Raw genomic sequence first — 19,830 nt, 5'->3', positions numbered from 1 at the left:
TACAGCTCATAGACATCACTCTAATATAATCAAAACTATAACTTTTATAACAGATTGTTTTTCTAGGTATGCTTTACCATAATATAGCATATTTTTATACTCATTTTATATTTGTGCAGTAAAAAGCAGTAGCTTTGGTTGGCTACTGTTTTGATGTTTGTGTTTATGTAGTTTGCTTATTATGATTGGTGTTTTTGAGAAGATGTAAAAATAAGTCCTCCTGATATAATTCAGAAGAGTTTTCAACTTTATATGTTTATATAATGGGAAGTTTAATATTTGTTTTTCTTATTTAAATCACATTAAATTTCAATTTATCATTCCATAAAAATAGACTCATCTTCAAGTTTATCCCATTTGCTCTGCTATGCCTCTATTCAACTACTAGCCTATACAGTTTCCTTTTCTTCTTTATTTAATTTATTTTTTATAATGATAACATCTTCTCCAATATTACATAGGACAGAAGTGACTAGATAGAATAATACACCTTGAATTAATATCGTTAATGATGCTCCTAGTCCAATTGGATTTATTTCATCACGATAATATCCTTCTGTCGTTCCTATTTGTGCAAATATTATTATTGCTACAATTATGCTACATATCAATTCTACAATACCAAACATCCTCAAAGCATCTATACTTCCTTTACCTTTTGAACTAGGTGTTGTAATAGTGTTTGTTATTTCCTGTTGCTCTGATTGTTCCATTTGCATCTTTTGTCTTAGCTCTCTCTCACACTTACCACAAACTTCTTTACCTCGAAAAGTAGTTCGTATAAGTGCATTTAACTTAGTTCCACATTCTTCACAATGTGTTTTCTTTCCCATAAAGCTCAACCCCTTTATTATAAATTCCATTAATAATTATACTACAAAACCCTAAATCATTTTCAATTATTTTCCATTCTTAAAACTCATACAATCCAAACTCTATATTTTCCTATATGTTGTATATTTATAAAATTATATATATACTCTATATAAAAAGGAGGTTTATTTAAATTGAAAAGACATAATAAAATATCATCTATACTACTATGCTTTCTACTAATGCTATTATTTACAGCTTGTGGATCTACAGAAGCTAATAGCTCTACAAATGAGTTTGAAAAAGCTAAGACAGAAATTCAACAAGCAGAATCTTCATCAAATGAAAATGAATCAACTGTAGCTTTTGCAGAAACTACAAGTAATAATCAAACTACTATAATTCCCTACAATAATAAAATCTGCCATATCAGGTATCCCAACCATGGCAGATTTTAATCAATCCTATCTATTCACTTCTTTAACCAAAACTTCTTTTCCTTCAAAAGCAATTCCAAGCTCTATTATATTATTTATTCCTCTATCTACTAATTCCTGTCTATAATTTCTATCTTTTATCTGAGCTATAGCTTTATCAACTGCTGTTTCAAGAGTTTCTTTTCTTCTTTTACTTACCTTTTTAAATTCTATTATTATTGCAAGTTTAGTTTGGTCTTTAGGAATCACCATTATATCGTATCTTCCATAACCACTTTCTCTATTTGATTTCACTTCATAATCTTCATTTAGAGCTACTAAGATTCCAAGTACAAATGCATGATAAAACTTTTCACTTTCTTCTATGTCAAAATAGCTTGCACTTTTTATCAAATATTCACTAAGTATTTCTTCAAATGTTTCTATATCACCTGTTGTTAGACTTTTTAACATATAATTGAATTTTTCACTGTTGATACTTTCCTTAAACCAAGACATTATTATCTCTTCATATAAGTACTTTACTTCAAGATTTGGTATTTCTAATGTACAAAAACTTCTTCCCATTTTTAAATCTTCTTTTATAACTTTTAAATATCCACTAAATAGTAAAAAGCTCCATACATTTTCTGCTCCATTTTCTATTTCTTTCATTACTATATCTTCATTTATTTGTTTTACAATATTTTTTCCTTGAATAAGATCCTCTAGTTCTTTTTTAACTGTTTCTCCTGCTTTTGTAAGTACTATCTTGACTAAATCATTACTGCTTGTATTTACCCAATAAGGTCTAAATCCATCATTATGATTTTTTATGTAATTAAGTATTGACCAAGGATTGTATATTACATTATCACCAAAGTTATATCCGTTGTACCATTTTTTTATATCATCTATTTTATACTCTATATTGTAATACTTTAGAATTTGCTCTACTTCTTCTTGTGAAAATCCAAAATGCTTAGTATAGTGTTTTTTGAGTATTGTACATACATGTAAATTATTAAGACCTGAAAATATACTTTCTTTTGCTATTCTTAATATTCCTGTTAATATTCCTCTTTTTAAGTATTCGTTATCTTTAAGAGCACTACCTAAAAACACTCTCATGAATTCAATTATTTTATCATAGTAATTATCTAAATAACCACTTTGAATAGGTACATCATATTCATCTATTAATACTATAGCCTTTTCATTATGATATTCACATAAGTATTTTGTAAGCATTTTTAAACTTTGGCAAAGTTCTACCATATTAACATTTCCACTTATTACTTTATTATAGTAGTTTGTTTGCAATTCACTTAAAAAATTTTCTTTTACAAGATAGTCATGTTTTTCATATAATGAACTTATTAATGTTTTTATTCCGTTATTGCAATCTTCCCAATTAGAGAACTTTATATCTTTAAACGTTATATATATAACTGGATACTTTCCTTGAGTGTCCATTATTTCTTTGAACTCATTTATTTTTAAATCCTTAAATAAATATTTATTATCTACCTTTGTATTTTCAAAAAAGTATTTAAGTATACTCATATTCAGAGTTTTACCAAATCGTCTAGGTCTTGGAATCAATATAACTTCCGAGCCATCATCTATTATTTCTTTTATAAATAAGCTTTTGTCTACATAATAATGACCTTCAGTTATTAATTTTTTAAAATCACTTATTCCAATAGGTAATTTTTTCATATATTTCTCTCCTCTAGTTTAAGGTTATTCCTTTATTATAGCATACTTAGTAGGAAAAATACCTTAGCTCATTTCAATAGCTACTCTTCTTTATGATATAATTTACATATAACAAATTAGAAAGGAGCTCATTATGAAAGCTGCAATTTATTCTCGTAAATCTGTTTTTACTGGTAAAGGTGACTCAGTTGAAAACCAGGTACAAATGTGTAAAGAACATGCTGCAAAGCATCTAGATATTACTGAATTCACAATATATGAAGATGAAGGTTTTTCTGGAGGTAATACAAATAGACCTAAGTTCCAAGAACTTGTTCAAGATATTAAAAAGAAAAAATTCGATGTACTTATTTGTTATAGATTGGACCGTATTAGTAGAAATGTGGCTGACTTTTCTTCTACTCTAGAATTATTACAAGACAACAATATAAGTTTTGTATCTATAAAGGAACAGTTCGATACTTCTACTCCTATGGGTAAAGCTATGGTTTATATAGCTTCTGTTTTTGCTCAGCTTGAGAGAGAAACTATAGCAGAAAGAATTCGTGACAATATGATGGAACTCGCTAAAACAGGCCGTTGGCTTGGAGGACAAACTTCTTTAGGATTTAAAAGTCAACAAATTACTTATTTAGATTCTGAATTTAAGGAACGATCTATGTCAAAACTTATTCCAGTTAAAGATGAACTAGATAGAGTAAGACTAATATTTGATAAATACATCCAGGGTGGATCTATTCATATAGTACTAAAATACCTTCTTGCAAATAATATAAAAGGTAAAAATGGTGGAGATTTTGCTTCTATGTCTGTAAATGATATCCTTCGCAACCCTGTTTATGTAGAATCTAATGACGATGTATTCGAATATTTAAAAGGAAAAGGAATGTTAGTATGTGGTACGCCTAATGGCAATGGAATCCTTACGTATAATAAATGTAATTCTAAATCTAAACAAAGAGATATGAGCAAATGGATAGCAGCTGTTTCTAAGCATAAAGGTATAATATCTGCTAATGATTGGCTTGAAGTACAAAGAAAACTAGATAAGAACTCTAAAAAAGAAAATCCAAGACAAGGTACATCTAGAAAGTCCCTACTCAGCGGCATTTTAAAATGTTCTAAATGTGGTGCTCCTATGAGAATAAGTTATGGAAGACCTAGAAAAGATACTGGTGAAAGAATCTACTACTATATGTGTACTATGAAGGCCCATAGTGCTAAAAGTAGATGTGCTAATCCAAATGTTAGAGGAGATAGATTGGAAAAACTTGTAATTGACCATATTAAAAACTTAAATACAGATATAGTTATAAAAGAGTTAGAAGAATATAAAAAGCAAACAGCACTCACTCAAACTTCTTCTTTAATTGATAATATAAAAAAAGATATTGAAGAAAAACAAAAGCATATGGACTCTTTATTAAATCAATTAGCAAAAATAGATTCTAATTCTGTAGCGTCTGAATTTATTATTTCTAAAATAGATGAACTAGGAAAAGAAATTAAAGAATTAGAAATGAAATTGACTAATAATAAAAATGAAAAAAAGAAAGCCTCAACTAATATAACAAATACTTCTCTTATAGTAGATACTCTTAAAGAATTTAATTCATTTTTTGATAATGTAGAAGATTTAAATAATGATGAGAATGTAATAATGAAGAAAAGACATTTACTCGAAACTCTAGTAGATAGAGTTACATGGGATGGAGAAACAAATAATATTAATATAGATTTATGGGGGACTAAAAAAAAATAGATCCCTCAATTCCATATGGTACCAAAAAGTCGCAATACTACAAGTCGTGCATGATTATGTCCTGGGAAATCAATATCCTTATGTCTTGAATATTCATCAGTGATTTCAAATAATTCTCTACCCCCTAAGAGTATATTTTCTTCTGTAGCTGTATATCTTCCATTGTTTCTCATAATACCGCCCACATTTCCAAGTCCAAGCAACATATCGGTTCTTTCTATTAAAGTAACATCAGCCCCTGCTTTTTTAGCACTAATAGCAGCAGCACATCCTGCCCAACCGCCACCTATGACTATAACTTTTCTCATTTCAAAGCCTCCTTTAGATATACTCTTGGCTCTATTTGAGTCTTACAAGTTTTTATTTTTTCACCTTTAACATTTACAATACAAGCACCGCATATGCCCTCTCCACAACAAATCAAATTATTATTAGTTATAGCTAAATTTATTGTGTCGTCTATACTATCAACTATATTCATACTATTTTTATTAAAGTGATTAGATCCTGCACTAAAGACCATATCCACACCTTTTTTTAATTCTTCCTTTATTAAGTTTTCATTGTTTTTAAAATGAAAATACTTTAAATCTATATTTAATTCTTTTAGTTTTTTTTCTAACTCTTCAATTTTTTTACCAGAGTTATCAAAAAATACTTTTACTTCATTATTATTCTTCAAAAGATTATTAACTACATTTATCAATGTAACACTTGAGAGTCCTTTTGTTAAAATCAATACTTTTTTACTTTTTAATTGTTTAAAGTATTTGATTCCAAATATACCATTAGTATATGGTCCTTTTATAAATACTGTATCACTATTTAATAAATCTTTTGTCTTAGGTCCTATACTTTCAACAACTATATCCAGTATATTGTTTTTCAAGTCTATATTCATTACAGAAACAGGACTATTAAACATATCATCTTTTCTTTTTTTATCTTTTAAAAGTATATATGATCCAGGATGTATCAATTCACATGCCAAGGATTTTGGTATACTTATACTGAGTAAGTATATATTTGTCTTTATTTGTTTGTTTTTTAATACCTTGCATAATATACCTTCTCTAGAGTCACTTATTTTTTCATTATTTTTTTTGAAATTTTGGTATATACATATTCCTTTTAAATCACACTCACATAATTCTTTACCCGATAACAAAGAACAACTTATACAATCTCCACTTTTAGCTAAGTGACAAGGACAATACATACTACCTGCATCAACACATATTTTATTCCCCATAACAATCCCCCTTTCACACAATATGCATAACAAATGTAAATAAATTATATTAATTCATTTCAAACTATACTCATTAATATAATTTATTTACATTTGATCATTTTGGTTACAAATAGGAAAAGCTGAAGGCAAGTTTTTGCCTTCAGCTTTAATTTTGTTGATTATTATTATTTTGGGAGTCATTATTTTGTTGCTTATTTTCATCTTCTTTTTTAGATTGATTATTACTTTTACCTTTTCCAGAAAACATACTTTGTATATTCTCCATAAGCTTAGGTGTTTTATTAAGTATATTATCTAGCATATTTGCATTTTGGTCTATATACATAAGCTTTGTCTCTTCTTTTTCTACTACCATAAAAGCTACTGGTTGAACAGTTATACCTGCTCCAGTACCTCCTGCAAATGGATATGCATCATTTGAATCTTCATCGGATGCACCTCCCTTCTTATACTCGCCTCCTCCAGACGCAAATCCAAACGAAACTTTTGATATAGGTATTAGCACTGATCCATTTGATGTTTCAACTGGATTTCCAACTATAGTGTCAACATCTATCATTGCTTTCATATTTTCCATAGTAGTTTTCATCAAACTCTCTATTGGATGTTGTTGTTGTTCTGGCATTGTTTATGCACCACCTTTGTTTATTTTAAAAATCTTGTAATTTTTTAAAAGTTTTATAAAGTTTATGATTTTCAAATTAATATCTGTTATTATATATATCTTAAATACATTTTCATTAAATCCAGGTTTTATATTTAGTTTCAAATTATCAGTATCTACCTTATCGTATATATATTTGTATATTATATTTACAAAGTTAAATAAAAATATACTTAAAAATACATCTTCATTAGATATATATGTATCTATTTTTATGTTTTTAATATCAGCCTTTTTAAAAAGATATTCAAGTGATTTTTTTAGATTTTCAAAATCCTTCAATATATCTTTATTATTAAGCTTTTCTTTAAGACTATTAATTAATTCTCCTTTCGTAGAAGCATCTTCTTCAGCTTCTAAATTTATTCCTTTTTGATTGAGAGACAAATCCAAAAAAGAATATTTTTTTTCATACTTTATAATTCCAAATAAACCTTTTATTTTAAATGCTATTTCATCATTTTGTCCATTTTTAATCAATCGTATGCTTATTTTCATATTGGAACTTAATATAATTATTACTAAAAATACCAAACATAAGAATATATAAACAATAATTTTCATACATTTATTGTTTCCTAAAAAGTAAAATGCATACTTTTTTTTATAAAATCTATTGACTTTTTTTTATTTTCTTATTATCTAATATAGATATATTATTCATTATATATTATACTTATAAAGTAGTATTCATTCATACTTAATTCATAAAACATTTTTCCCTTAATTATAGGAGTGATTATTTTGAAAATCGGAACAAAAATTAATAGATTGAGAATATTAAACCAATTGACACAAGAAGAATTGGCTCAAAGATGTGACCTTACAAAAGGGTTTATATCTAAAATTGAAAGAGACTTGACTTCTCCATCCATTGCAACATTAATGGATATTCTAGAAGCCTTAGGAACCGATTTAAAGGCATTCTTTAATGAAGTTGTAGAAGAAAAGATTGTTTACAAAAAAGATGATATATACGAATCTGTTAACGAGGAATTAAACCATACAATCCATTGGCTTATTCCAAATTCTCAAAAGAATGATATGGAACCTATTTTAGTAGATATCGAGTCAGGAGGTAAGACTGTAATAGATAGACCTCATCAAGGGCAAGAATTCGGTTACATAGTAAAAGGTTCTGTAATAATTCATATCGGCAATAAGAAATTTAAAATAAAAAAAGGAGAAAGTTTTTACTTTACTCCAGACAAAGAACATTATATTGTAAATAATACAAACAAAGCGGCTTCTATACTTTGGGTTTCTACTCCACCATCTTTCTAGAAAAAATCGCATCATGCCATGGCATAATGCGATTTTTTTATATCATAAATCAAATTTTTTTATTCTTGCTTTTCTTCTTCTTGAACAGGTGGTAAGTCTTCTATCTTATCAAGTCCAAATAGTTTTAAGAACTCCTCAGTGGTTTTGTATATTATAGGCTTTCCTATTTTATTAAGTCTTCCAGCTTCTTTTATAAAATCATGTTCAATTAAGGTAGATATAGCCTTATCACACTTAACACCGCGTATTTCTTCTATTTCTACCTTAGTTATAGGTTGTTTATAAGCTATTATAGTTAATGTTTCTAGAGTAGCTTGTGTTAAGCTTTTTTTCTTTTTAGGTTCAAATAACTTTAGTACATACTCTTGGTACTCTTTATTGGTTCCCATTTGATATTTATTTTGAACATTATATATTTGCATCCCTCTATCTTGATTTTCATATTCTTTCTTTAATTCTATTAATATATTTTCTATATCACGCAAGTTCATATCTTCATTTATTATCTCTTTTATTTCCTTTACTGTTATAGGATCTGAATATGAGAACAATATAGCTTCTATAATATTTTTTATTCTTTTGTTATTCATAAAAATCACTCTACCTTTTTAACTATTATATCTGCTAAGTAATCTTCTTGTTTTACTACTATATTTTTTGTTTTTATAAGTTCTAAAACCGATAAAAAAGTAACTATAATTTCTTCTTTATCTGAAGTTTTAATTAAATCTTTAAATAGCAAAGTTCCTTTTTTATCCAATTGGTTTTTGACATAATAAATTTTTTCTTCTATTGAAATAGTAGGCTTTTTATATATTGTATCTAATTTATTCTCTGTTTTTTCTTTTCTTATTTCCTTAACAACACTCGGTAAGAATTTCATAAGCATATCTATATTTAAATTTGACAAATCCATTTTTTCTTCTATATAAATTTCTTCTTTTTTTCTATAAAATATACCTTCTCCTAAATACATTCTATCTTTTAAATAATTCGATGCCTTTTTAAAGTTTTTATATTCTATAAGCTGATGCATAAGCTCTGTTCTCGGATCTTCTTCTTCTTCATTTTTTTTATACAATAAGTATTTAGATTTAATTTCAAGAAGCCTACACGCCATTATTATAAAATCACTAGTTATTTCAAGATCCATGCTTCCCATTTCATCTAAATATTCTAGATACTGCTTTGTTATTTCAAAAATAGATATATCATATATATCTATTTTGTTTTTTACTATTAGATCATATAAAAGATCCATTGGTCCTTCATAAAAATTTAAAGCTACATTATATCCCATCTCAATCACCTTAAACTATAATATTTATTAAATTTAGTATAACATTATATATAGGATATATCACGATACCTATACTGTTAGTAATAATTAATATTACTAATATAATACTTCCTACATGCTCATATTTGAAATAATAATAATGTAATTTATTGGGCAGAATAGATAGTATAATTTTTGAACCATCCAAAGGAGGTATAGGTAATAAATTAAATACCGCAAAGCCAACATTTATTCTTACTGCACTTGAAATTATGCTATTTAGTGCATACATATCTATATATATCTTTTCATATTTATATAAGTATATACATAATATCGCAAGCAATATGTTACACACAACACCTGCTATTGAAACTAAGAAAAGTCCCATCCTTTCATTCTTAAATTTATTCGAATTAATAGGTACGGGTTTTGCCCATCCAAAATGCGCAATAATTAGCATTAAAAATCCCATAGGATCTATATGCTTTAAAGGACTTAAAGAAAGCCTTCCACTTTTTTTTGCTGTGTCATCCCCTAATATATATGCCGCATATCCATGTCCAAATTCATGTATAGATATTGCCATTAATATACCTGGAAGAGTTATTAAAAAATCAATCATATTTTTCATTCTCCATTCTTATTCTACGATACTACCTATTATAACAAACCCAGATATTTTTTTAAAGAAATTTCATTATATAGCTACATTTAATAATAAAGTAGCATAAATATGTACAGTTCATATTATAAAAAGAAGAATATTTTTATATTTTACATAGAAAGGAGATTTTTATGAAAAAATTTTGCAGTGAACTATCATGTCTACTAGAAAGTGAAGCATTCAAATGTTTTTTGAATTCAGATAATCTTCATTTAGCACAAGTGAATGCATTAACTTCATTACTTATAAAAAATAATATAGATTTTGATACTGTATTTACTTCAAAATCTCCTAGATCACCAGCAATACTTACAGTAACAGTAGTTATAAATCCACTTACAAGAATAACTAGAATATTTACTTTCTCTGATTAATTTTGAATTTTTTTCATATCTTGTTAATTATCTAAGGTTATAAAATTTATACAAAAAGAAAAACTAACTACAGGAGGTGTATTTATGAAAAAAAATTCAAAACCATTGATTTATACTGTCATAACAGTATTAGGTTTATCTACATTTATGATAGGATGTACTAATGATCAAGCTAGAAGAAATGTAGATGATCGAAATGTAGGGATGGTATCACCTAATTATCAAGCAACGTATCCCAATACAGTAAATGACTTTAGAGGAACACGTTATACTGGTTATATAGGAGATACTAGAGATCGAAATTACAATCCGAATCAATATACTGGATATGTAGGAAACACTAACAATCTAAATCCTAATTATCAAAACAATCTGAGTAGAAAAAATGCTGGTTTAAATAATACAATCAGAAGCAAATGTAACAATCTAAAGGGAGTTGAAGATTGTTCAGTAGCAGTAAACGGAGATACTTGTGTTGTTGCTGTAGATCCAAATAGGACGTTAAATGAATCTTTAAAAAATCAAATAGAATCTATTTGTAAGAATACAGATAATAATATAACAAAGGTAGTTATAACTCAAGATAATGATATATACGATCAATTGCAACGATTAGGACAAGATGTTCAATCAGGACAACCTATAAAAGATATTAACAATGAACTTCAAAATATATTCAACAGATTAGCTCCTAGATAGATACACAAAAAACAGTCTAAGTAAAACTTAGACTGTTTTTTATTTATAAATAAATTATATGATTTTCTACTTATAGGCAATATTGATGATTGCACTTAAGTAGCATCTATTTTAAGCAACAGAGTCGAAGACTTGTTAGCTCCATGAGCTATGTGTTAGCATAAAGCGAATTTTTTAATTTAATATTGAGTTTAAAACTTTATTTAACATTTTTATATAACCAGCTTTTTTAACATCTTTATTTGATACTAAATTTGATTTCATAACAACTTTTTTGTCTTTATATATTTGAACCTCTCCTATTTTTTGACCTTTCTTAATAGGGAATTTAAAATTTTCGTCTATAACTATTTTTTCTTTAAAATCTTTTTTATCTCCTTTTTTATTCAGATAATAAAGTGGCCCTTCACATGTGAGTTCTATATTCTCAGGATCTGCTTTTTCTAATTTTATTTTCTTTACTACTTGATTTTGGTCGTATATTTTTATAGTTTCATAATTCGCAAATCCATAATTCAGTAAAGATGATGCTTCATTAAATCTTTCCTTGGATGAAGGCGCACCTAATACCACAGCTATTAAAGTCAAATCATCTCTAGTTGCTGATGCTGATAGACAAAATTTAGCTTCATTTGTAAATCCAGTTTTTATACCATTAGCCCCTTTATAAAATCTTACAAGCTTATTAGTATTTACAAGACCTATTTTCTTATGTTTTTTACCAACTACAATTTCGTCCATCCATATTTTTAAATATTTATGAATTTCCTTATACTTTATTAACTCTTTTGACATCAATGAGATATCATAAGCACTTGTATAGTGATCTTGTATAGGTAATCCATTAGTATTTGCAAAATGTGTATCCTTCATGCCTAATTCTTGTGCTTTTTCATTCATTTTCTTTACGAATGCTTCTTCGCTTCCATAGATGTATTCTGCCATGGCTACACATCCATCATTAGCAGAAGCAACAGCTATACCTTTAAGTAATTCATCAACCGTTTTGATTTCTCCAGGCTCTAGAAATAATTGACTACCTCCCATACTAGATGCTTTTTCACTTATAGTCACCTTATCATCTAATTTTATTCTTCCCTCGCTCAAAGCTTCCATTGTAAGTAGCATACTCATTATCTTCGTCACACTAGCTGGAGGTAATTTTTCATGGGAATTTTTTTCATATAGAACAGTTCCGCTATTTGCATCTATTAATATAGCAGATTTTGAAGTTAAATTCATATCTTCATTTGCAAATGAAGTAAACGAAGATATAATAATCATCATAGTTAAAACTAAACTTAATTTTCTTTTCATTCTTTCACCTCATCTCATTTTAGTTATATTTTGACACTTTAAAAGATTTATTATACAGTTTACAATTTGGTAAAAAAAGCATTAAAATTTGTGTGATTTTTTTACATATAAAAAAAGATGCCATACATATCGATAGCATCTTTTTGGTAATAAATTATTTTATTAAATTTCCATGATTATAGGTAATATCATAGGATTTCTTTTAGTTTTCTCATATAAATAGTTTTTAAGTTCATCTTTTATAGCATTTTTTAAATATGCCCACTCTCTTATTTGCTTATTTTCACATTGAATTAAAGCTTCTCTTACTACAACCTTTGCTTTTTCTATCAAATCTTCTGATTCTCTAACATATACAAATCCTCTTGAAATTATATCAGGACCCGCTATAACCTTTCCATTTTCTTTTGCTATAGTTACAACAACAACCATAAGTCCATCTTCTGATAAATGTTTTCTATCTCTTAAAACTATATTTCCAACATCTCCAACACCAAGTCCATCTACAAGTATATTTCCAGAAGGAACATATCCAGCAAGTCTTGCATGACTTTTTCCAAATTCAACAACAGACCCTGTATTAATAGTAAATATGTTTTCACTTGGCATTCCAAGTGATTTTGCAAGTTCAGCATGTTGCTTTAAGTGTCTGTATTCTCCATGAACAGGTATGAAGTATTTAGGATTAACTAGTCTATGCATAAGCTTTAATTCTTCCTTACATGCATGACCAGAAACGTGTATATGCTCTAAATCGTCATATATAACTTCTGCTCCCTTTTCAAACAACTGGTTTATAACTCTTGAAACTGTCTTTTCATTTCCAGGTATAGCATGAGCAGAGATTACTACTAAATCTCCTCTTTCAATTTCTATCTTTTTATGCTCTGATGCTGCCATTCTAGAAAGTGCAGACATAGGCTCTCCTTGAGATCCTGTAGTTATTATAACCAATTCATCATGAGCATAATTATTTATATCATTAAGATCTATTAATATACCTTCTGGAAGAGTTAAATATCCTAATTCTTTAGCTACATTAACTACATTGACCATAGATCTTCCAGATACAGCTACTTTTTTATTGTACTTATATGCAGAGTTTATTATTTGCTGTACTCTATGTATATTAGAAGCAAAACTTGCAACTATTATTCTTTTTTTAGCTCCTTTGAATATATCATCAAAAGATAAACCAACTGTTTTTTCAGACATTGTAGAACCTGATCTTTCAGCATTAGTTGAGTCCGCCAACATAAGTAAGACTCCTTTTTTGCCAAGCTCTGCTATTCTATGAAAATCCATTACATCTCCATCAATAGGAGTATAATCTATTTTAAAATCTCCTGTATGGAATATCACACCTAATTCTGTATGAATCGCTATTGAGCACGCATCCGGTATACTATGAGTAGCTTTTATAAATTCAACTTCCATTAAACCAGTCTTTATTATGTCTTTAGGCTTAACTATGTTAAGGTTTACATTATTAAGTCTATGCTCCTTTAACTTAACATCTACAAGTCCTATAGTCAACTTTGTTCCATATACAGGCACATTTAATTTTTTTAATACATACGGAAGAGCGCCTATATGATCCTCATGTCCATGAGTTAAAAATATTCCCTTAACCCTATCTTTATTTTTTAAAAGATAACTAATATCAGGTATAACTATATCTATACCTAGCATTTCATCTTCCGGAAAGCTAAGGCCGCAATCTATAACTATTATTTCATCCTTGTACTCAATAACAGTCATATTTTTCCCTATCTCACTTAATCCTCCAAGAGGAATTATTTTTAACTTATTCGATTTTCTCATCAATAAAATCATCTCCTTTTATATTTAAATTGTCCGTTTTACCCGTTCATTTTTTTAAATAGGTAATAATAAAAAACGTCCAACTATTACCATAGTACTTATACATTTTATCATACATACATATATATTTAATAGAATAAATTTTTGACAAATTTATTCTATTTTGATATCCTCAAATTAAATATTATCTAAACTAAGGAGGTTACCCATGAGAGGCGTAAGTCACTTTGCAATAGGAGTATTAACAGTTGTTGAAACTTCGATATTAATCGACAAACCACTTTCTCCATTAACATTCATGCTTTCGTCATTTTGTTCCTTACTTCCAGACATAGATGAATCCCATTCTACAGTTTCAAATTTATTAATAAAAAGTTCATTTTCTAAGGCTGTTTATAGGTATACACTTTACTTGATCAACATGATTACCTTTTTTATATTAATACATATAAATAAAAATCTGACTTTTAATTTTATACTAAGTTTTGTATTGATAGTCCTCATAGAAAATAAATTAAAGCATACTATACTTCGAAAATCGTTATTTTCTGCTTTATCATTTATACTATGCTTATCTTTATATTATATAAAAACCCCATTTGCTTTTATTTCAATAGCTATATTTATAGGCGTAGCTCCATGGCTAAAACATAGAGGCTTTACTCATAGTTTAATAGGAATTTTACTTCTTTATTTTTTATTAAAGGAAATAGAAACATTGATAAACTCTCCACAGCTAGCATTATTTAGCTCAATTAGCTATGCTTCACATATATTTTTAGGTGATATATTCACTAAAATGGGTATACCTATATTTTATCCAATATCTAATAAAAAATTTTCTCTAGCGCCATTTAAAGTTGGTAGCTTGTCTGGTAATATATTTGAATTAGTATATACATTCGTATATTTTGTGATAGTCATATGTACATTTAAATATAAGCTTTGATTTTTAAAAACCCCATGGCAAATGCCACGGGGTTTATTTACAGCTATTACACATCCCAAAAAACTTCACATCGTGATCAAATATCTTAAATCCATAATTTTTTTCTATTTGTTCTTCTAACGTCTCAAGTAAATCCTCTTCAACTTCTATTATTTTATTACATTTTTTACATATAAGATGATGATGATTATGTGTTTCATCATCTGTACTGATTTCGTATCTACAGCATCCATCGTCTAAGTTAAGCTTAGATACAGCTCCTATATCATCTAATAGCTGAAGAGTTCTATATACCGTTGCAAGTCCAATTTCAGGACACGCTATCTTAACTAAATCATATATTTCTTCACTATTTAAATGTTTTCCTTCATTTTTTATCATTATGTCAACTATAGATCTTCTCTGAGGAGTTAATTTATAGCCTTCTTCTTTTAATTTAAGTTTTACTACTTCTATATAATTTTCCATATAATCACCTACATTTTCAAATAATAATTCTTTTCATTTAATATTTTATCCAAATTTTATGATTATGTCAAGCTTTATCAATTGATATTTTTTCAATTGAAAATGAAAAATTTGCTTCATGCTAACGCATGGCTCAAATAAATATTATTTTCTACATTCTTTTTTTAGATTGCATTTTTTACAAGCTCCACTACATTTAAAAAATTCAACTAAACTAGTACTGCATCTCGGGCACTTTAGACTTTTATTATCCTTTATAGTATAACCACACGTTGGACATTTAATCTCCATAATAACCCCACCTTTCTATACAAGAAAATTCTTGAGTTGTTATGCTCAAGAATTTTTTTGTCTATGCTTATTATTATATTATAAACTGCGCTAATATTCCTCCTACTAAGAAAGATATAACAAAACTTCCTATCCATATAACAGCAGATTCTTGCCAGCTTCTTTCTTTAAATATAACCATAATAGCTGCTATACAAGGAACAAATAAAGTTATAACTACTAAAGATACTAAAAGCTGAGGTGCATTTAGAACTCCTTGAGATGCTAAATCCGTAAGTCCAGCAGCTCCAAAGTCTCTTCTTATAATACCCATTATAAAAGTTTGAGTAACCCTTGGGTCAAGCTTTAAAAATCCTTGTGTTATAGGAGCACATAAATTTATTGTAGCATCTAAAGCACCTGTATCTTGAAGAACTGTTATTATAATAGCTCCTAATACAAATAAAGGCCCCGCTTCTATTATAAACATTTTAGACTTTAAATATGTCTTTTTCATAATATTTGAAAATTTAGGCATTCTAAGTGGTGGAAGATCTATCAATAAGTCAGTAGATTCACCCTTCATAAATTTATTTAATAAAACTCCTACAATACCAAATACAAGTACTATTGTAATTATATAAATAAACGTATATTTAGCTCCTAACGATGCAATAAGACCTGCTATAACTCCTAATTGTGCTGAACATGGTATTGCAAGACCTAAAAGCATAGTAGCAATGAATCTTTCTCTTTTAGACCCTAATATTCTTGTGGTTACAGTTGCCATTGTTACACAACCAAATCCTAATATTATAGGTATTATCGCTCTACCATTAAGTCCTATAAAATTTAACATTCTATCCACTAATGTCGCTATCCTTGGAAGGTATCCTGTATCTTCTAATAAAGACAAGAAAAAGTAAAAACCTACAACAAGTGGTAATAATAGACCAAATAAGTATATAGGGGCCATAGTTAAAATTCCAAACTCACCTATTAATAAGTGTCCTATAAACGAAGTATCAGACACAAATTTTCCTACAGTACTCATTATTATATTATAATAATAATGTCCCATTATAACTTCTTCAGTTACACCAACAACAGTTTGTGCAATGAATACTCCAACAGCTTGATATATTATATATAATGTTAAAAGTAATATAGGTATTCCTGTTAAAGGCTCAACCATCCATCTACCTAGTTTAGTTCTAAATGATGCACCTTCATTAGTTTGTTGTATTATACTAGAGATAATATAATCTATTCTCGTTCTTCTTTGCTTGTATATCTCTTCTCTTAATTTAGGAGAATTACTTACATCATGTCTTTTTAATAGATTTTCATCTTCTTCAAGTATTAATAATCTTTCCGAATCAAAATCTGCAATTTCTTTTATCTCACTAGTTTTATCTTTTACTAAATCTATTCTATTACCAACCCTTGCTTCATTTAAGCTATTTCTAACCGCTTCAAGACCTTGTCCCTTTATAGCACTAGTAGGTATTACTTTTACACCTAGTTCTTTTGATAACTTATCTATGTCTATTTCTATTCCATTTCTCTTTATATCATCCATCATATTAAGAGCTACTATTACAGGTTTTCCTGTATCTATTAATTGTTGAGTTAAAAATAAGTCTCTTTCTAAGTGAAGAGCATCTACAACATTTAATATTACATCTGCATAAAGTATTACATCTCTTGCTACTCTTTCCTCATCATTAAACGAAGATATTCCATAAACTCCAGGAGTATCCATCACAACATAATTTTCAAATCTTCCAGAACTTATATCTACCGTAGTACCTGGGAAATTCGATACATCAACATAAATACCTGTTAAATAATTGAAAAACACAGATTTACCTACATTTGGATTACCTGCTAGGACTAATTTTATATCACCATTTTTTATAGTTACGCTTGGATTATAAGTATGACATGTAGACATTTAATTTCCCCCTATACTGCTTTTACTTTTATTGTTTGAGCTAATTTTCTTCCTATAGCTATTTCTTGAAATCTATTTTGTAGTACTATAGGACCTGCAAATACTTTCTGAGAGCAAACTAAATTAGCACCTTCATAAAGACCTATCCTTATAGCCTGTACTCTAATCTTTTCGTTTGGTATTTGTAATATTTCTATTTTTTGTCCTCTATTTATTTTATCTAAAGTCATTGCGGTTCCTCCCACTCTTAATTTAAAATAGTTCTCATTTCATAAATACATTATATTTCATATGATAATGAATGTCAATGTTGTATTTCCACAAAAAAAATCATACTATTTATAGTATGATTTTTAAAAACTATTATTCTAATCCTTCTTCTTGCATTAAAGTATGATATACAGCTACTACATTTTCATACTCTTCATCATCTTCTATAGGAACTATAGCATATTCTCCATCTAACTCTTCTTCCATTCTGAATATGTATGCTTCTTCATCATCATTTTCATCTAAAGGCATAAGGATTGCATATTCATTATCTTGAGCTTCCAAAGTCATTATAACTTCAAATTGAATTTCTAATCCATCTTCATCTACTAATGTTACTATGTTTTCTTCCATTAAAGTCACCTCATCAAAATTTATTATTTACTATTATTATATACCAAAGTTTTAAAATTTAATATATAAATATTATATATTTCTTTTCATGTCTAGGTATCCTTGTAAAATAAGTACCGCAGCTAGCATATCTATTACTTTTTTTCTTTTTTGTCTACTAACATCAGCTTCAATTAAAGATCTTTCAGCTGCAACAGTTGTAAGTCTCTCATCCCAAAATTTTATTTCAAGGTCAGTTATAGTCTTTAATTTTTCAGTAAATTTCACTACTTTTTCACTTTGAGGTCCTAATGTTCCATTCATATTTTTAGGAAGACCTACAACTATTTCTGAAACTTCTTTTTCTTTTATTATTTTATCTAGTTCTTCTAAATCTGTTTTTATTCCTTTTCTTCTTACGGTTGTAATTCCTTGAGCTGTAAGTTGCATTAAATCACTAACCGCTACACCTATTGTTTTGTTACCTACATCAAGTCCCATTATTCTTTTCATACTTTCCTCCTAAATTATCTTTATACAAAAGTCTTTGCAGTATTTCGAACAATATCCGCATAGTACACATTTATTTTTATCTATGACTACCTTATCATCTATTATAGATAATGCCCTGTGTTGACACTTTGATACACAAGCACCACATCTTTCACACCAATTAGCTATTTTAAGTTCTCTTTTTTTATCATTTAGTTTTTCTTTTATATTTTGAGGTATATCCCTTCCCTCAAATTTGCAGATGTTCGCTATTACTTCTTCCTTTGATTGCATTCCTATAGCTATTGAATCCAGTATATCTAGATTCAGCGCAAAATCCAACGCTTCATCATATGAATGTATCAAGTTTCCTCCTCCAAGAGGTTTCATAGCGTATATTCCTATATTATTTTCTTTCGCTTCTTTTATAGCTCCTAGCATATCTTCTATACTTCCATCGTGTATCCCAATACCTGCTTTATTAACTATAGGATGAATAATATCTATTTCTTTAAGTTTAGAAGCTGCTTTTACTGCAGCTACTGTATGCGTAGATATTCCAACCGATCTTATATACCCTTTTTCCTTCATTTTTATAAAATACTCTATAGCCTCCCAGTGACCTCTTAACGTATGTTCACTTTCTTGTTCGTGAAGCAAGAATCCATCTATGTAATCAGTATTCATCTCTTCCATTGCTTTTTTTAAGCTCTTCTCCGCTGTTTCTTTAGAATAAGAATATGATTTAGTTATAAGAGTTATCTTATCTCTTTGATAACTTTTAAATGCTTCATTTATATGCTTATATGTACCATAAAGTTCTGCTGTATCTATAAAATTGACACCTCTTTCAAAGGCCTCAATTATAATTTTTGCTCCATCTTTTGCACTAAAGTTTCGTTGAAGCGGTCCTATTGTTAATCCTCCAAAACACATCTTAGAAACTTTGAATCCACTTTTACCTAGTATATTGTACTCCATAATTCTCCCCATCCTTCAAAAAATTTTTCCCTTA

General features: G+C 28.1%; 24 protein-coding genes. 6 read left to right on the top strand and 18 right to left on the bottom strand.

What is annotated here, in order from left to right; all coding sequences use genetic code 11:
• Positions 1-389 precede the first annotated feature (389 nt).
• A complete protein-coding gene (locus WJW32_RS02660) occupies positions 390-833 on the bottom strand; it encodes a hypothetical protein (RefSeq protein ID WP_340254578.1) in 444 nt (147 codons plus the stop codon).
• A 174-nt stretch (positions 834-1,007) separates the two neighbouring features.
• Between WJW32_RS02660 and WJW32_RS02655 the strand changes: the two genes are divergently transcribed.
• Positions 1,008-1,271 carry a hypothetical protein gene (locus tag WJW32_RS02655; protein WP_340254575.1) on the top strand — a complete coding sequence of 88 codons (264 nt, stop codon included), beginning with the start codon at positions 1,008-1,010 and terminating at the stop codon, positions 1,269-1,271.
• 6 nt (positions 1,272-1,277) lie between these two features.
• Here WJW32_RS02655 and WJW32_RS02650 read toward each other — a convergent pair whose 3' ends face one another.
• The gene (locus tag WJW32_RS02650) at positions 1,278-2,951 is read right to left on the bottom strand and encodes an AAA family ATPase (RefSeq protein ID WP_340254572.1); all 1,674 of its coding nucleotides are present in this window, start codon (positions 2,949-2,951) and stop codon (positions 1,278-1,280) included.
• A 133-nt stretch (positions 2,952-3,084) separates the two neighbouring features.
• Here WJW32_RS02650 and WJW32_RS02645 point away from each other — a divergent pair, with 133 nt between their 5' ends.
• Positions 3,085-4,713, top strand: a complete 1,629-nt coding sequence (locus tag WJW32_RS02645) for a recombinase family protein (protein WP_340254569.1) — start codon at positions 3,085-3,087, stop codon at positions 4,711-4,713.
• Between the two features lie 5 nt (positions 4,714-4,718).
• On the opposite strand, the gene WJW32_RS02640 is transcribed toward WJW32_RS02645, so the two are convergent.
• From WJW32_RS02640 to WJW32_RS02625, 4 genes are all read right to left on the bottom strand, one after another.
• Positions 4,719-5,021 (bottom strand): FAD-dependent oxidoreductase, encoded by a 303-nt coding sequence (locus WJW32_RS02640; protein WP_340254565.1) that lies wholly within the window; start codon positions 5,019-5,021, stop codon positions 4,719-4,721.
• A complete protein-coding gene (locus tag WJW32_RS02635; RefSeq protein WP_340254562.1) occupies positions 5,018-5,965 on the bottom strand; it encodes a hypothetical protein in 948 nt (315 codons plus the stop codon). The genes WJW32_RS02640 and WJW32_RS02635 overlap by 4 nt, the downstream gene beginning before the upstream one ends.
• 148 nt (positions 5,966-6,113) lie before the next feature.
• Positions 6,114-6,593: a GerW family sporulation protein gene (gene ytfJ, locus WJW32_RS02630; RefSeq protein ID WP_340254559.1), complete on the bottom strand. Its 480-nt coding sequence runs from the start codon at positions 6,591-6,593 to the stop codon at positions 6,114-6,116.
• A 3-nt stretch (positions 6,594-6,596) separates the two neighbouring features.
• On the bottom strand, positions 6,597-7,196 hold the full coding sequence (locus tag WJW32_RS02625) for a hypothetical protein (RefSeq protein WP_340254556.1): 600 nt from the start codon (positions 7,194-7,196) through the stop codon (positions 6,597-6,599).
• 180 nt (positions 7,197-7,376) lie between these two features.
• On the opposite strand from WJW32_RS02625, the gene WJW32_RS02620 reads away from it, so the two are divergent.
• Entirely contained in the window at positions 7,377-7,916 is a 540-nt protein-coding gene (locus WJW32_RS02620) for a helix-turn-helix domain-containing protein (RefSeq protein ID WP_340254553.1), read from the top strand.
• A 59-nt stretch (positions 7,917-7,975) separates the two neighbouring features.
• Here the strand turns inward: WJW32_RS02620 and scpB are convergent, their stop codons facing one another.
• Genes scpB through WJW32_RS02605 form a run of 3 tightly spaced genes read right to left on the bottom strand, consistent with a single transcriptional unit; the run spans position 7,976 to position 9,820 of the window.
• The gene (gene scpB / locus WJW32_RS02615) at positions 7,976-8,506 is read right to left on the bottom strand and encodes an SMC-Scp complex subunit ScpB (protein WP_340254550.1); all 531 of its coding nucleotides are present in this window, start codon (positions 8,504-8,506) and stop codon (positions 7,976-7,978) included.
• Positions 8,507-8,511: 5 nt separating this feature from the next.
• Positions 8,512-9,216, bottom strand: coding sequence for a segregation and condensation protein A (locus tag WJW32_RS02610; RefSeq protein WP_340254547.1), 705 nt, complete (start codon positions 9,214-9,216; stop codon positions 8,512-8,514).
• Positions 9,217-9,226: 10 nt separating this feature from the next.
• Positions 9,227-9,820 (bottom strand): site-2 protease family protein, encoded by a 594-nt coding sequence (locus WJW32_RS02605; protein ID WP_340254544.1) that lies wholly within the window; start codon positions 9,818-9,820, stop codon positions 9,227-9,229.
• Between the two features lie 173 nt (positions 9,821-9,993).
• On the opposite strand from WJW32_RS02605, the gene WJW32_RS02600 reads away from it, so the two are divergent.
• A complete protein-coding gene (locus WJW32_RS02600; protein WP_340254541.1) occupies positions 9,994-10,236 on the top strand; it encodes a hypothetical protein in 243 nt (80 codons plus the stop codon).
• A gap of 84 nt (positions 10,237-10,320) precedes the next feature.
• Positions 10,321-10,935: a YhcN/YlaJ family sporulation lipoprotein gene (locus tag WJW32_RS02595; protein ID WP_340254538.1), complete on the top strand. Its 615-nt coding sequence runs from the start codon at positions 10,321-10,323 to the stop codon at positions 10,933-10,935.
• A gap of 174 nt (positions 10,936-11,109) precedes the next feature.
• Here the strand turns inward: WJW32_RS02595 and WJW32_RS02590 are convergent, their stop codons facing one another.
• A complete protein-coding gene (locus WJW32_RS02590; RefSeq protein WP_340254535.1) occupies positions 11,110-12,252 on the bottom strand; it encodes a D-alanyl-D-alanine carboxypeptidase family protein in 1,143 nt (380 codons plus the stop codon).
• Positions 12,253-12,414: 162 nt separating this feature from the next.
• A complete protein-coding gene (locus WJW32_RS02585; RefSeq protein ID WP_340254532.1) occupies positions 12,415-14,088 on the bottom strand; it encodes a ribonuclease J in 1,674 nt (557 codons plus the stop codon).
• A gap of 196 nt (positions 14,089-14,284) precedes the next feature.
• On the opposite strand from WJW32_RS02585, the gene WJW32_RS02580 reads away from it, so the two are divergent.
• Positions 14,285-15,025 (top strand): metal-dependent hydrolase, encoded by a 741-nt coding sequence (locus tag WJW32_RS02580; protein WP_340254529.1) that lies wholly within the window; start codon positions 14,285-14,287, stop codon positions 15,023-15,025.
• Positions 15,026-15,058: 33 nt separating this feature from the next.
• Here WJW32_RS02580 and WJW32_RS02575 read toward each other — a convergent pair whose 3' ends face one another.
• The 7 genes from WJW32_RS02575 to WJW32_RS02545 form a co-directional block, all read right to left on the bottom strand.
• A complete protein-coding gene (locus WJW32_RS02575; protein ID WP_340254526.1) occupies positions 15,059-15,493 on the bottom strand; it encodes a Fur family transcriptional regulator in 435 nt (144 codons plus the stop codon).
• A 144-nt stretch (positions 15,494-15,637) separates the two neighbouring features.
• Complete coding sequence (locus tag WJW32_RS02570; protein WP_340254523.1) at positions 15,638-15,784, bottom strand: hypothetical protein; 147 nt, start codon at positions 15,782-15,784, stop codon at positions 15,638-15,640.
• A gap of 73 nt (positions 15,785-15,857) precedes the next feature.
• Positions 15,858-17,720, bottom strand: a complete 1,863-nt coding sequence (gene feoB, locus WJW32_RS02565) for a ferrous iron transport protein B (protein ID WP_340254520.1) — start codon at positions 17,718-17,720, stop codon at positions 15,858-15,860.
• Positions 17,721-17,731: 11 nt separating this feature from the next.
• The gene (locus tag WJW32_RS02560; RefSeq protein WP_340254517.1) at positions 17,732-17,950 is read right to left on the bottom strand and encodes a FeoA family protein; all 219 of its coding nucleotides are present in this window, start codon (positions 17,948-17,950) and stop codon (positions 17,732-17,734) included.
• Positions 17,951-18,083: 133 nt separating this feature from the next.
• Complete coding sequence (locus WJW32_RS02555) at positions 18,084-18,344, bottom strand: DUF1292 domain-containing protein (protein ID WP_340254514.1); 261 nt, start codon at positions 18,342-18,344, stop codon at positions 18,084-18,086.
• A 72-nt stretch (positions 18,345-18,416) separates the two neighbouring features.
• A complete protein-coding gene (ruvX, locus tag WJW32_RS02550; RefSeq protein ID WP_340254511.1) occupies positions 18,417-18,836 on the bottom strand; it encodes a Holliday junction resolvase RuvX in 420 nt (139 codons plus the stop codon).
• Between the two features lie 9 nt (positions 18,837-18,845).
• A complete protein-coding gene (locus WJW32_RS02545) occupies positions 18,846-19,796 on the bottom strand; it encodes an aldo/keto reductase (protein WP_340254508.1) in 951 nt (316 codons plus the stop codon).
• Positions 19,797-19,830 lie beyond the last annotated feature (34 nt).

This window comes from Tepidibacter sp. Z1-5 (genome assembly GCF_037844525.1).
GTDB lineage: Bacteria > Bacillota > Clostridia > Peptostreptococcales > Peptostreptococcaceae > Tepidibacter_A.
The sequence above is the reverse complement of the archived record's forward strand: the minus strand, read 5'-3'. Positions and strand labels throughout refer to the sequence as shown.

Excerpts from the sequence above, each read along its gene's own strand:
- WJW32_RS02660 (WP_340254578.1), bottom strand. The coding sequence starts at position 833 with ATGGGAAAGAAAACACATTGTGAAGAATGTGGAACTAAGTTAAATGCA.
- WJW32_RS02650 (WP_340254572.1), bottom strand. The coding sequence starts at position 2,951 with ATGAAAAAATTACCTATTGGAATAAGTGATTTTAAAAAATTAATAACT.
- WJW32_RS02645 (WP_340254569.1), top strand. The coding sequence starts at position 3,085 with ATGAAAGCTGCAATTTATTCTCGTAAATCTGTTTTTACTGGTAAAGGT.
- WJW32_RS02640 (WP_340254565.1), bottom strand. The coding sequence starts at position 5,021 with ATGAGAAAAGTTATAGTCATAGGTGGCGGTTGGGCAGGATGTGCTGCT.
- WJW32_RS02635 (WP_340254562.1), bottom strand. The coding sequence starts at position 5,965 with ATGGGGAATAAAATATGTGTTGATGCAGGTAGTATGTATTGTCCTTGT.
- ytfJ (WP_340254559.1), bottom strand. The coding sequence starts at position 6,593 with ATGCCAGAACAACAACAACATCCAATAGAGAGTTTGATGAAAACTACT.
- WJW32_RS02625 (WP_340254556.1), bottom strand. The coding sequence starts at position 7,196 with ATGAAAATTATTGTTTATATATTCTTATGTTTGGTATTTTTAGTAATA.
- scpB (WP_340254550.1), bottom strand. The coding sequence starts at position 8,506 with ATGAATAACAAAAGAATAAAAAATATTATAGAAGCTATATTGTTCTCA.
- WJW32_RS02610 (WP_340254547.1), bottom strand. The coding sequence starts at position 9,216 with ATGGGATATAATGTAGCTTTAAATTTTTATGAAGGACCAATGGATCTT.
- WJW32_RS02605 (WP_340254544.1), bottom strand. The coding sequence starts at position 9,820 with ATGATTGATTTTTTAATAACTCTTCCAGGTATATTAATGGCAATATCT.
- WJW32_RS02600 (WP_340254541.1), top strand. The coding sequence starts at position 9,994 with ATGAAAAAATTTTGCAGTGAACTATCATGTCTACTAGAAAGTGAAGCA.
- WJW32_RS02595 (WP_340254538.1), top strand. The coding sequence starts at position 10,321 with ATGAAAAAAAATTCAAAACCATTGATTTATACTGTCATAACAGTATTA.
- WJW32_RS02590 (WP_340254535.1), bottom strand. The coding sequence starts at position 12,252 with ATGAAAAGAAAATTAAGTTTAGTTTTAACTATGATGATTATTATATCT.
- WJW32_RS02585 (WP_340254532.1), bottom strand. The coding sequence starts at position 14,088 with ATGATTTTATTGATGAGAAAATCGAATAAGTTAAAAATAATTCCTCTT.
- WJW32_RS02580 (WP_340254529.1), top strand. The coding sequence starts at position 14,285 with ATGAGAGGCGTAAGTCACTTTGCAATAGGAGTATTAACAGTTGTTGAA.
- WJW32_RS02575 (WP_340254526.1), bottom strand. The coding sequence starts at position 15,493 with ATGGAAAATTATATAGAAGTAGTAAAACTTAAATTAAAAGAAGAAGGC.
- WJW32_RS02570 (WP_340254523.1), bottom strand. The coding sequence starts at position 15,784 with ATGGAGATTAAATGTCCAACGTGTGGTTATACTATAAAGGATAATAAA.
- feoB (WP_340254520.1), bottom strand. The coding sequence starts at position 17,720 with ATGTCTACATGTCATACTTATAATCCAAGCGTAACTATAAAAAATGGT.
- WJW32_RS02560 (WP_340254517.1), bottom strand. The coding sequence starts at position 17,950 with ATGACTTTAGATAAAATAAATAGAGGACAAAAAATAGAAATATTACAA.
- WJW32_RS02555 (WP_340254514.1), bottom strand. The coding sequence starts at position 18,344 with ATGGAAGAAAACATAGTAACATTAGTAGATGAAGATGGATTAGAAATT.
- ruvX (WP_340254511.1), bottom strand. The coding sequence starts at position 18,836 with ATGAAAAGAATAATGGGACTTGATGTAGGTAACAAAACAATAGGTGTA.
- WJW32_RS02545 (WP_340254508.1), bottom strand. The coding sequence starts at position 19,796 with ATGGAGTACAATATACTAGGTAAAAGTGGATTCAAAGTTTCTAAGATG.